Genomic DNA, 12311 nt, shown 5'->3' with positions numbered 1-12311 from the left:
GGCGTATCGCGCAATGCCTATTCGGGTATCGCGGCGGCAACGGCGTTGACGATGATCCCGGGTGTCGACCCTGGCAAGACGCTGTCGTTCGGTATCGGCAGTGCGAGCTACAAGGGCTATCAGGCGGTCGCGTTCGGCGGGGAGGCCCGCATCAACAAGAACCTGAAGATGAAGGCCGGTGTGGGCTTGTCGAGCGGTGGTAACACTGTCGGCTTGGGGGCATCGTATCAGTGGTAACTGCCTGACTGACGGAGCGGGGCAACCCGCTCCCGTATTTCCGGACCCGCCTCGCGCGGGTCTTTTTATGTATACCCAGCATGTGAGGTCGGACGGAATTCGTAGAGGCCAACAGGTGCTTGAGCTTGTTGTTATCCCGCTCCAATTCCTTCAGGTGCCGCGCTTCGGGGCCGTCATCCCGGCGAACCTGGTTTTTCAGTTGTGGTAGGTCGCTTCGGAGATCCCGTAATTGCGGCACAGCTCTGATGGCTTCATGTCAGTCGCCCTTCCTTCAAGATGCCGATGATTTGTTCTTCGGTGAACCGCGTTCGCATGAACGGCAAGGTGATCATCGATTTTGCAACTGGAATAATCTAATTAAGATGATTTGGTGGCGAGGTGTTGCGGATTGTCACGGGAGACTTGATCGATTTTCGAACGTTAAAGAAAATTCAGATTTTCCAAATATAACTAAAACTATGATGGCTCTGTTGCTGGTTTTTCTTGCGATTGTCGGTGCGGCTTTTGTCGCTCTTGGCGTGAACGGGGTAAGGCGTTCGCGAAAATATAGGTGGCAATCGGAAGGTGGTTCGGGGGCCGAGCGTCAAAGTCTTGCGAAGGGAGTTGAGCCGCTCGCGCCGGGGCGTGCGCAGTTCGAGAGCGAGTTGCTTGTGGAGCGTGGACGAGTGGCCGGAACGGCAGTGCCTGACGTCGGAAGTCATCCTGACTGCCCGGATAAGCTCACCGCGAGGCGCGGTCCAATGATAAAAAGCGAGCCCAAACCTTTGCTCGCGGGCGCAGCTCCTCATGGACATCGGGCACTTACCGCTGCGCAAGAGTCAGAGTTTTATGATCGATTGTGCACTGCATTGCCGGAGGCGGACATTTTCAAGAAAGTTGCTTTGAAAGAGCTCGTTGATGCTGAGCATAATGATAAATCGAATATCAAACTATATAATAGAAAGGTTTTCGATTTCGTGGTTCGTGGAGGCGATGGTGGCTTATTGTATGCTGTTGAGTTGGATGATAGGTCGTGTGCGTGGCAATATACTCGCCGAGATGATTTGTTGAAAGATGACGTTGCACGGGCCATTGGGTTGCGCGTGATGCGGTATTGGAGCGTCAAGACTGATTTGACCGTGCTGAGGCGAGATTTTGAGTCGTGCGCGGCTCGCTCATTTGGACGGCGGAGTTAACCTATTATTTCATGGCAACGTGGGGCGTGGTTGATTCCTACAGGTGCAATCGACATCGGCTGCTGATAGATATGCCGAGACATGTCATTCGATGATGCAATTCAATGTGACAGAAGGGGTGCTAGCTTCCAGCCTGCAGGTGCTTCCGACATTCGACCTAATCGAGATCGTTGTTGCGCTTGTACTGGGTGGAATGGCCAAGGGCATCACCGGCATCGGCGTGCCGCTGATCGCGATGCCGATCGTCAGCCAGTTCATGCCGATTCGGGATGCAGTATTGCTGCTGTCTATGCCGATCATTCTCGGCAACATTCCGCAGGCGCTCGAAGGTGGTCAGGTGCTTGCAACGGCGCGGAAAATCGCCGCGCCGATCGCATGGACGGTATTAGGTAATATCGTCGGCGTGGCGATCCTCCTTTCGCTGAACTCGGGTCACGCACAGGCAGCCTCTGGCGCAGTACTGATTGTGGTCGCGACACTGATGCTCGCGGCACCGAAGCTCAATTTGGCACCCGCATGGCGCAAACCTGTTGGTTTCACGCTCGGCTTCGGTGCGGCAGTGACGGAGAGCATTGCGTCGATTCCCGGCCCGTTGCTTGCCACTTACTTGATTTCGTCCGGAGCGAGCGGCCGGGCGTTTACGAAGCAGATCGCGATCATCCTCGTGGTTTCGGTCGTGACGCTGCTCACTACGTTCAGCGGCGCCGCGCAGGCGAGCGGTGCGGATCTCGCGATTTCGGTGGCCGCCACGCTGCCAGCGATTGCCGGCATGTGGCTGGTTCGTCCGCTGCGGGACAAGATGTCCCCTGAAATTTTCAGGACGGTCGTCCTGCTGTTCGTGCTCATCGCAGCGGCGCAAATGATCTGGAAATCTGGCGTGTTTCGACATGGCGGATCACTCGCCACTGGTGCGTGCCTTGTTAAGCCGTGTGATGAGTTGTTCGACTTTGGTGCAAAAGACCGCCAATGCCGCCTCTTGACCCGAGAGGTCACCCAGCCGAAGTTGGGCGGCCAGTTTTTCACCGTAATCCCCCAAAGCACCTGAGCCGAACAATTTGCTTGCGCCAGCTATCCGATGGATGCGGTCGGCGGCGGCTACCGCGTTTTTGTCGGCTACTGCTGCCTGAAGGAAGGCAATATCCTTCAAGGTCTCTGTCACGAACCCTTGAATCAATATCGGCGGGTATGCGCCTTCTTCGGGCGAGGGATGCTGGGCCAGACTGCTAATTGAGTCTGGCCGTGTCGGGCAAGGCGAAATTCCAATCCAATGCGCGAGTTTGTCACGCAGCACGGCTAAGGTTGTCGGTTTGATGAGCAGGCCGTCCATGCCGGCTTCCGCGCATCGGATTGCTTCATCGGGCAACGCGCCTGCAGTCAAGGCAACAATGGGGGTATCCCGTGATCGATGTTCCCGGGAGCGGATGCGTTTCGTCAATTCATAGCCGTCCATCTCCGGCATCGCGCAATCGGTGAGTATCAATGCGAAGTCGGAATCGTCCAGTACTCGGAGTGCGTCCATGCCGTTGGATACCGCAACAGCGGTATAACCGAGTCGTTCAAGTTGCGCCTTGATGACCAGGCGATTGACCGGATGGTCGTCGACGACAAGAACTTGAATTCCCGACGTTTGATATTCGACGTGCAGATTCCGGATATCGTTCTCGGCGGATGGAGTTGCACCGACGACATGTAGACAAAGTGCTTCGACCGCGGAGTACATCAACGGATTGTGGCTGAGCCGACAGGTGCCGTCAGCCGAGATCTCGTAGCCCGTTGGAATCGGGGCGTCCGTTAGTCCGATAGCTGGCTTGTCATTATCGATTGCCTCGAGTCGACTTTCGTCGATAAAGTGTATGACTGCCTGTGAGGCGGCTCCCGCAGGGATGATACCTAGCGGTGTCAAGAGTTCGCATAACGCTGCGGCTAGCGCCGGGTCGGACGACGCGATATGTGCATGTTTTCCCGCTAGCGGCGTGGAACGAGTCTGCAACTGTACGTCCAGGTCCAGTTCAACCGTGACTCGAGTGCCGAAATCCGGCGTGCTCTCGATGTGAATGGATCCATGCATCAGCTCGACCAAGCGTTTGCAAATGGCCAAACCCAATCCAGTGCCGCCGAAGCGACGTACGATCGAAGTGTCGGCCTGCGTGAAGGGCGCGAACAGGCATTGCAGTTGCGCGGGCGCGATGCCAATGCCCGTGTCATGTACCGTGAAGTGCACACGCTGGCACGCTTCCCGTTGGTCGAAGACGGAGATGCTGATGCCAACCTCGCCGTTTTCCGTGAACTTGATCGCGTTGCTTATCAGATTAATGAGAATCTGGCGAAGGCGCAGACCGTCGACGTTCAATTCGGCGGCGAGTTGGTTACTGACGGAATTACGAACGACAAGGCCCTTATCGTGAGCCAACGTCGAGGCCATGGCGCTGACGCCGTCCACGAGTGCCCGTAGATCAGTCGGTTCCGTCACGATCTCCAAGTGTCCGGCATCTATCTTCGAGAAATCGAGAACGTCGTCGAGAATCTGCATCAACGTCATCGCAGATTCCCCGATCATGTGAAGCATCCGTTGCTGCTTTGTGCTCAACGATTCGTGGCGCAACAGTTCCAACATCCCTATGATCCCGTTCATCGGCGTGCGGATCTCGTGGCTCATGGTGGCGAGAAATCGCGACTTCGACGCTGCCGCTATTTCAGCCGCTTCTTTCGCACGGGCGAGCTCTTCCCCCTGCGCCTTCGCGTGAGTGACGTCCGACCAGACTCCGCTCCAGAACATCGTGCCGTCTGGCTCCGTTTGCGGCGTCGCTTCGGTGTGGATCCACCGCTCGCGGCCATGTGACATACATCGAAAATCGATAGAGATCGGCGTCATGGTAAGCGCCGAGTACTTGACGGCGGTTTTAATGAGAGGCCTGTCGTCGGGGTGAACCCGCGAGAGCGCCGTAAGCGCATCGGCTTCCATCGTCAGCGCATCCAGATTCCACATGGCACGCGTATCACCACCTACATAAGGAAACCTTAGTGCACCATCCGGTGTATGGCGAAGTTCGAAGACGACCACCGGAAGATGAGAAGTCACGCGTCTTAAACGTTGATCCAGAGCACGCGCACGTTGTTCTGCGTCGCGAATGGTCGTCACATCGACCAACGTCACCAGAAGGCCACCTGGCTTTCCGCTTGGCAATTGAAACGGATGCATCCAGTACAACCAGGACCGCAGCTTATGGTCGCCGTCCATCAGGTTGACCTCGGCATGATGGGCTCGATTTTGATCTTGGACTTGCTCGCTCATGGCGTGGATTTGCTTACTCCATGCGGGCTCCACCGGTAAAGCTTCCAGCGTTGTTCGACCAATCAAGTCCTCACGCTTCACCGAGAATGCGGTTTCATAGGCATGGTTGAGCGCGATATATCGGTTCGCACTATCTTTGGCGGCCAGCGGATACGGTAGCGACTCCATTAGCGCTTCACGAAAGCTAAGCTGGTCTGCCAGCTCATGCTCGACCGCCAGCCGCTGACGGACCTCGTGACGAAGCCGGATGTACGCGATGATAATGATCGCCAATATGACCGCAGCGCCTAGTAACGTAAGCTCGAAGGTCCTCCATGGCAGTCCGACTGAATAGCGAGGCCAAAGCCAACGGCTTCGAATCCGTTGCTGCTCCATTTTTGGCATCGCGGCGATCGCGTTATTAATTATAGGTACCAGTCTCTCATAGCGGCGGTTTATTGAAATGGTCAACCGACTCTCGATATTGGCAGGTGATGCAATCTTGAGAGCACCCGGGAAATAGCTCCTGATGTTGAAATCGACGATCGCTGCGTTTCCGAGATACGCATCGGCACGCCCCTCCGCTACCTCTTGCATCGCGTGATAGGCGTTCGTGGCCACGGCAATATCGGCGTCTGGCAGTTGGCGCAATACCTGAGCGGGAAGCTCGCTTGGATCCGAAATAACGATTCGACGGCCAGCGAGATCGACGATGCCTTGCGGCAGCGCGTGGGGGCGGGTAACGATGACGTCGGGAAGGGTAATAAACGGAGTGCTGTAGAGCAAGTCGTCGCCGTGCCCCGTCGGTGCATTGACAGGCGCGGCGGCATCCACTTGACCTGATTGCGCCAGGGACAAGGTTTCTGCCCACGACTTCGTTTTCACCAGTGCGAAGCGGATGCCAAGGGATTTCGAGATATATGCCAGATAGTCGGCGACGATGCCACTCGGGCGACCATTGGCATCAATGTAGGCGATCGGTGCCCAGTCGGGGTCAATGCCAAGTTTGATCGGAGGCAGCGAAGCCAGCCAGCGTCGCTCATCTGCCGTGAGTGCCAAACCGTGGGCCTCGTCAGGAATCTGCGGCGGCGACACCGGGTTTGTCGGCGAAGGTAGCGTCAACCGAAGCGCTGATGCTTCGATATTTTCAACCGTTGCCGAATCGATCAGACTCATAGTCAGGACGACTATGGCAATGATACTGCTCGACCGGGCACTTATCCAAAAGGTATTCTTCAAAATAACGGATTATGTGGAGTACGTTGTAACGCGCGCCGTATAGAGCATTTCAACTCGCCGTGTACCTCATCGCTTTGGGGCATGGATCTTGTGCCGGGGGAACCGTGACGTCCAATAGCGCTTGCAGTGAGGAGGGTAGTGTCAACCGTTGAGCCCGAGATTGGCGACGTACTCGTAGAGTTCCGCATCGCTTTTGAGGCCAAGCTTGCGCTTTGCCGATATCTTGGCCCAGCTTACCGTTTTGATTGTCCGATGGAGAACCTGGCTGACTTCAGCCGGTGATTTACCGCTGCCGAGAAGGCGCAACACTTCGAGCTCTCGAGGAGTCAAATTAGCAGCACGCCGGCTTTCTGTTTCGGTCAGCCCAAGCTTCGATAGTTCGAGCTGCAGCTTGGCACTGATATAGACTGCCCCTCTCAGGGCGGCACGGACGGCGGCGAACAGTTCGTTCCTTTCCGCTCCTTTCTCGACGATACCCAGCACACCCTCGTTCAACATCGCGCGTAACAGCCCGGCATTTGCCATGTTTGTGAGCACGATGACCGGTAAGGCTGCGTGTTCTCGTCGAATGATCGAGAGCATAGGCAATCCGTCGACACGTCCGGCGTTAGGCATCGAGAAATCGGTAATCACGACATCGCACGCGACGCGTGCCAAGATCGACATCAACTCCCTGGAGTCGCGCGCCTCCCCCACGACCTCGAGGCCATTCTGCTCGATCAGAACGCGGCAGCCGAGCAGCATGATCGGATGGTCGTCTGCGAGTACAACACGGCATGCCATTCCAGACTCCCCACTAATTAGTATCGGCCGAGTTTGCCAAATGATATGGGGCCGATGTGCGCCAACCAAAAAGCCAGATTACGCCTGTGCGCTTCTCATAAATATCAGAATTGTCTGATTTCGAAAGTGCGCGAATCAATTTATATTGTTTTTTGATCGCGCCATGCCACGCCGGCACTCCTCTTCAAAGGTGGTGGATTTGTACCGGCGGCGAGTGATCTGAGTGACCTGCCGGGGTCCTGGATTACCCGCTGTCGAAATGCAAGCGTGGTTGCCGTCAGGAAAACCGTAACCGCTCACGCTTTAGGCTTGGTCCTGATATTGGGTTGACGTACATCTGAAAGGTCTTCATTCCGGGCGTACCCGCCTCGTGATGTGGGCGCCCCAAAGCCGTGATGGCAATTCCTATGGGAGAAAAGCAATGCCAGTTGTCACCTTGAAGCTGCTGAAAGGCGCGTTTTCGCAAGAGAAGACGCAGCAGATGATGGATGGCGTTACCGACGCGATTGCGGCAATAGCGGGAGAGTATATTCGTCCGCACACCGTCGTCATTGTGGAGGAAGTGTCGGACGGGCTCTACTCGTCGGGAGGCCACAAGGTGACATTGAAGACCATCGACATGCTACGCATGAGAGGCGCCAAATCCTCTAACTAAGGACCTATCCGTGATTTCGTGGGCGGGCATATCATGAGGTGTAGAAGTCATGGATATGCCGCCAATGAAGAAGAAACGAATGGTGGCGTCCCAGGCAGCGGCCCGCGGGCCGCTGCCTGAATAATAGCCCAAGCAACTGCTGGACCAGTTGGTCAAGGGGCCGATGACGCCTGCCGAGGTGCAGGACCTGATGCTGGCGTTCAACAAGGCGGTCATCGAGCGCGCGATAGGCGCCAAGATGAATCTGCATCTGGGCTACCTGCAGAGCCCGTCCAAGCCACTGGGCAGGCCAACGAGCGCAACGGCGCCGGCGGCAAAACGGTCATCACCGATCGCGGCCCGGTCCGGGTCGACGTCCCCCGCGATCGCGACGGCAGCTTCGAGCTGATCCCGATTCCAAAGCATGAGCACCGCTTCACCGGCTTTGACAAACGCATCATCGCGTTGAACAGGGGTGTGTTCTGCACGAGCATTCCAGATCAATCGCAACCCCATTGGGCAAGCGCAGCGACGGGCGCGCTTGCGGCGGAGCCGACATCGACGGTGATTCTCCAGGCACCGGCCACGACTCCGTAGGTGCTGCTGCCGGGAGCGTTCTGCTCGCGATGGCTGCCACCATCGTGCTTACTACACTGCTGCGGATGCAAGTCCGGGGCGGATGGGAATCGGCCGACGCCGGACTGCGCTGATTCGTCCTTGGCTGATTTACGGCGGTCGGAACCCACAGCGATACTCGGCACTTCATTCAAATTGACGGAGGGGCGACGCGTCACGTGTCGGCAGAATCGTCGCTCACATACGGATATGCAGGACATTACCGGTCGTTTCGCGCTCCCGCTTACGCCCCCTTTTTCGGATGTGCCGCCGCCGTACGGTCGGTGCCGTAGCATGTGTGAGAAAAGGGGCGGCCCCGGGCCACGCGTGTTCGACTTGTGCTCCCACGGAATCTCGCGTGAGCAAGCAAAAGCGTCCGCGGCGGATTTCGGATCTGGCAACGCTGCATGGCTGCGTCAGCGTCCTGCGTCCCGTTCGTTGCGGCGGACGCTTGCCGTTGGCCTTGCGTTCGCGGCGTCGTGCTGCCTTGCGACACATATGCTCGAAAACGGGCCAGCACATCCATCTCCAGACACCGTTTACCGGGGCTCCATCTCCGGTGTGTCGACGCGGCAATCGGTACCAGCGCGCGTATCGGCCGCTGACGACGTAGAGGTGGAGGCGGCGCTGGGGCCGTATTCGCGTGCCATGTCACGGGATGAGGCATCGCATCGTGACCCGGTGCGCAACGCTGCCGCCCCGACGGCAGTGACGAAGTCTCACAACCGTGGCGGGCACACCTCGGTGCGAACGATGCGCACGAACGTGCAAGCCAAGGCCGAGCATGGAGCGTCGGTAGAGCGCTTGGCCGAAGGACTTGACATGACCGACGCTGAATTCGTGCACTGGCGGGAAGCGACGCGGGATCATTCCCGCCGTCGAGAGCCCCTCTCCGAACAGGGCAAGTGGTACTTCGACTCCATCAACCACCCGCGCCTGATCCCGTATTGACAGTGGACGACGCGTTCACGACCTAGCCGAAATCCTCACGATCCGAAGCCGTTCCGCCAGTGGGCACCCCATAACGCGTGATCGAACAATGCCATTTGATCGGGCGCGACATGCCATCTGCGCTGAGAACGGCGGGCATGAGCCACGTGCACATACCGGACGGGCTGCGCATGTAGGTTACAAACGCATCTAAGCGCCTTTCTCGCGCCATGGTCTTCGCAATGATGCACGATGAATGTGCTTTTTTCGCACCGACGATGAGAATTTTCTAGTCCCTTACGGCGATGTCGAGCGCTATTGTTCAGGCATTGGATTTCGCGCGACCGTCGGTGTCACGATCTCCAGCTTGGGATAGCGTACTGTCGCAGTGACTTGATACCTTCTGTCGTGTCGGAGGTGTCGCCACGACAGTTTTTTGATAGCCATGTTTGGAATTTCCATCGATGAGTTTTATTGATCGAGAAAGCTATTCGAGTTCGTTTTCGTCCGGCATGAATGCAGATGATTTTATTTCGGCACGGAAGATAAATATTGTCGTCGCAGACTCCTATCCGATGATAGTGCAGGGCCTGCGTCACATTTTCTCGAGTGTGGAAAGTATGCAAATCGTCGCCGAGGCGCATACGTTGTCCGGCATGGCGTCGATGTTGAGCACTTTCGAATGTGATGTGTTGATTTGCGATTATGCATTTGGCGACGATCCGGAGCCGGACGGGATGCGAATGCTTGAAACCATCCGCAGAAACCATCCGAACGTGAAGATTATCCTGTTGGCCGAGTTGAGGGATGGACTGTCCGTCCAGCGCGTGATGAAAAAGGGCGTATCGGCATTCGTTGTGAAATCGAGTGACGATTCACTTTCCTTGCCGAAAATCGTCGATAAAGTCATGCGCGGGAAAAGGTATGTGGATCCGGACATTGCGGGAGATATGCTGTGCGATTCGGGTCGAGGTGGTGACAGGCAGGCGCGAACCAATTTATTGTCACCGCGCGAGCTTGATGTGGTACGGCTTCTGTCGCGCGGAATGGCAGTCGGGGAAATCGCGGAAAAGCTCAGTCGAAGTCGGAAAACGATCAGTACGCAAAAGGCAAATGCAATGAAGAAGTTCGGCGTGAAGACCAATGTCGATCTGGTAGACGCCGTGCGGGATATGCTTTGGCGAGGCTAGCTGATTTTTTGACGCGGTTCGACCATTTTCTGACAATGGTTCTTTTCAATGAAAGGGCCGCCCGCGCCACCGTTGAATTACGTTTTCGAGCTCGACGTGATTGAAGATCGCAGGAAATTCCCGCTCTTATGCCCCGCTTTTGTAATGATAGCCGTATTACTTTCCTCATGCGGTGGCGATTCTGGGGTAGGGAGCATCGGGTGGAAGGAAAACCACGGCAACGAGATCGTCGTCAAGATGCGCCGATCGTCCGGCGGGACGCAGCGTTACGGCACCGTGATGGCACGGGACATGTACAACGATGTAGTTGACGGAACGCGATGGGCGACGGTGCCGGTTACTCGCGCGCTGGAAAATCGACGTCCTGAAAAGGCAGTCAACCTGAGCGTCGCATCGGTCGACGCCTGCAGTTGGACATTTCAGGACGCTATCGACGATCTCATGGGGCAAGGCGTGACGGTTGTCGCTGCCGCCAGCAATGATGTCGTTAGCGAGATCGATGCATCGCCGGGTCGTCGGGATATGATTTCAGTGGCGAAAAGCGACCAGGCCGGTCGTCGCGTGCTCGGCGGCAATACGCATTCACGTGTGACGCTGAGCTCACCGGGGACGAACATCGGGACTCTCTCCCATACCGGTACGCGAGTACCAGCCGATGCGTCCCACGGCGATATGCATGGCACTAGTCTCGCGGCACCCCAGGTGTCGGGCGTGGTATCGCTGATGTTGACGACCAACCCTTGGTTGACCCCCGCTGAGGTCGCGAGCATTTTGAAGCGCACGGCACGTTTTGCGTCAATTGCGCCGGAGACACGATCGCGCAGGGTGATTTCGCCGAGAGGTGGCATACACGATGCAGCAGGCTGCTGTATCGACTGCTGCCGCCGAGCGGAATAGCCCGACCCGCTAATGAAAGGGCCGACTTTCATTTTAGAGGTGGCGCTCGCCACAATCCGATTTTTCGCGCCGGGTGGCCACACTATTCACGCTGTGCGGCCATCAACGTGCTGAGTCTGGTGGTCAACTGCTCGACTTGTGCGAAAAACGCCGCCAGTGCTGCCTCCTGGCCCGTCACGCCATCCTCTCGAAGTCGCTCGGATAATCGCTCGCCGGCATCAGCCAGGACATCCGAGCCGAATAATTTGCTGGCACCGGCGATGCGGTGGATATGCTCGGCCGCCGCCACTGCGTTGCCGCTTTGTATTGCGGCCTGAAGGAAGGCCATATCCTTCGCGGTCTCGGCCAGAAATCCCCGGATCAGCTTGGGCAAGTGCGTGCGTTCTTCAGGCGAGACGGGCGGGGAAAGCCAGCGCATGGCGTCCGTCTGTATCTGGCAAGGCGCCGTCGGCACCCAACGCGCGAGCTGCTCGCGCAGTACCGCCAGCGTGGTGGGTTTGACGAGCAGGCCGTCCATGCCGGCTTCGGCGCACCGAATCGCTTCGTCGGGCAATGCGTTGGCCGTCAACGCAAGAATGGGGATGCGCCGCGATCGGGGCTCCCGGGAGCGGATACGTCTCGCCAGGTCGTAACCATCCATGTCCGGCATCGCGCAATCGCTGAGCACCAGCGCGATACCGGAATCGTCCAGCGCGTGCAGTGCGTCCGTGCCGTTGGAGACCGCAATGGCGGTATAGCCGAGTCGAGCGAGTTGCGCCTCGATGACGAGCCGATTGATCGGATGGTCGTCCACGACGAGGATTCGAATACCCGACGACGGATATTCAACGGATGGAGGGCGGGTATCGGTCCCTGCGAAGCGAGGTGCGGCAGTGGCATGAAGGCATAGTGCTTCGACCGCGGCGCATGTCAACGGATTGTGGCTGAGCCGACACGTGCCGTCGGGCGAGATCTCGTAGCCCGTCGGGATGGGTTCGTCGGTCAGGCCGATAACGAGCCCGTCGTCGCGGATTTCGAAGAGCCGGCATTCGTCCACAAAGCGTATGTCTGCCCGCGACGTATCGCCGGTCACGACGACGCCGAGCGGCATCAGGACTTCGCGCAGCGCGGCCGCGAGCGCTATGTCGGATAAGTCGATAGTGGCCTGCTTGCCTGCGACCGGCGTAGACCGAGCCACAAGATGGACGTTCAGGTCGAATTCGACGATGACGTGCGTACCGACACGCGGCGTGCTGTCAATGCGAATGGAGCCCTGCATCAGTTCGACCAGTCGTTTGCAGATGGCCAGCCCCAGACCGGTGCCGCCGAAGCGGCGCGAGATCGACGTGTCGGCCTGTGTG

9 protein-coding genes and 2 pseudogenes are annotated in these 12311 nt (G+C 57.6%); 8 read left to right on the top strand and 3 right to left on the bottom strand.

Annotation, left to right across the window (positions count from 1 at the left end; all coding sequences use genetic code 11):
* From JMF90_RS07470 to JMF90_RS07460, 3 genes are all read left to right on the top strand, one after another.
* Positions 1–237 (top strand): YadA C-terminal domain-containing protein (locus JMF90_RS07470; protein ID WP_201325013.1); only part of this gene is annotated, 237 nt, incomplete at its 5' end.
* 245 nt (positions 238–482) lie between these two features.
* Entirely contained in the window at positions 483–1412 is a 930-nt protein-coding gene (locus tag JMF90_RS07465) for a DUF2726 domain-containing protein (RefSeq protein ID WP_082409467.1), read from the top strand.
* Between the two features lie 91 nt (positions 1413–1503).
* The gene (locus JMF90_RS07460; RefSeq protein WP_236593058.1) at positions 1504–2457 is read left to right on the top strand and encodes a sulfite exporter TauE/SafE family protein; all 954 of its coding nucleotides are present in this window, start codon (positions 1504–1506) and stop codon (positions 2455–2457) included.
* A 240-nt stretch (positions 2458–2697) separates the two neighbouring features.
* Here JMF90_RS07460 and JMF90_RS07455 read toward each other — a convergent pair.
* Both JMF90_RS07455 and JMF90_RS07450 read right to left on the bottom strand, forming a co-directional pair.
* Positions 2698–5859 (bottom strand): annotated as a pseudogene (locus JMF90_RS07455) (ATP-binding protein); the annotation flags it as partial.
* A 204-nt stretch (positions 5860–6063) separates the two neighbouring features.
* Positions 6064–6705 (bottom strand): response regulator transcription factor, encoded by a 642-nt coding sequence (locus JMF90_RS07450; RefSeq protein ID WP_201317415.1) that lies wholly within the window; start codon positions 6703–6705, stop codon positions 6064–6066.
* A 421-nt stretch (positions 6706–7126) separates the two neighbouring features.
* On the opposite strand from JMF90_RS07450, the gene JMF90_RS07445 reads away from it, so the two are divergent.
* The 5 genes and pseudogenes from JMF90_RS07445 to JMF90_RS07425 all read left to right on the top strand — a co-directional run bounded on the left by JMF90_RS07445 (position 7127) and on the right by JMF90_RS07425 (position 10971).
* The gene (locus tag JMF90_RS07445; RefSeq protein ID WP_050014192.1) at positions 7127–7360 is read left to right on the top strand and encodes a tautomerase family protein; all 234 of its coding nucleotides are present in this window, start codon (positions 7127–7129) and stop codon (positions 7358–7360) included.
* A gap of 64 nt (positions 7361–7424) precedes the next feature.
* A pseudogene (locus JMF90_RS07440) lies at positions 7425–7801 on the top strand (transposase); the annotation flags it as partial.
* A 906-nt stretch (positions 7802–8707) separates the two neighbouring features.
* A complete protein-coding gene (locus JMF90_RS07435; protein ID WP_201317414.1) occupies positions 8708–8905 on the top strand; it encodes a hypothetical protein in 198 nt (65 codons plus the stop codon).
* 443 nt (positions 8906–9348) lie between these two features.
* Positions 9349–10074 carry a response regulator transcription factor gene (locus tag JMF90_RS07430; protein ID WP_236593056.1) on the top strand — a complete coding sequence of 242 codons (726 nt, stop codon included), beginning with the start codon at positions 9349–9351 and terminating at the stop codon, positions 10072–10074.
* A gap of 48 nt (positions 10075–10122) precedes the next feature.
* Positions 10123–10971, top strand: a complete 849-nt coding sequence (locus JMF90_RS07425) for a S8 family serine peptidase (protein ID WP_201325012.1) — start codon at positions 10123–10125, stop codon at positions 10969–10971.
* Between the two features lie 82 nt (positions 10972–11053).
* On the opposite strand, the gene JMF90_RS07420 is transcribed toward JMF90_RS07425, so the two are convergent.
* Positions 11054–12311: hybrid sensor histidine kinase/response regulator (locus JMF90_RS07420; protein WP_201325011.1), on the bottom strand; the 1258-nt coding region annotated here is incomplete at its 5' end.

It is taken from the genome of Burkholderia sp. E168m23 (genome assembly GCF_016586125.1).
Lineage (GTDB): Bacteria > Pseudomonadota > Gammaproteobacteria > Burkholderiales > Burkholderiaceae > Burkholderia > Burkholderia orbicola.
This window is presented reverse-complemented; position numbering and strand designations above follow the sequence as displayed.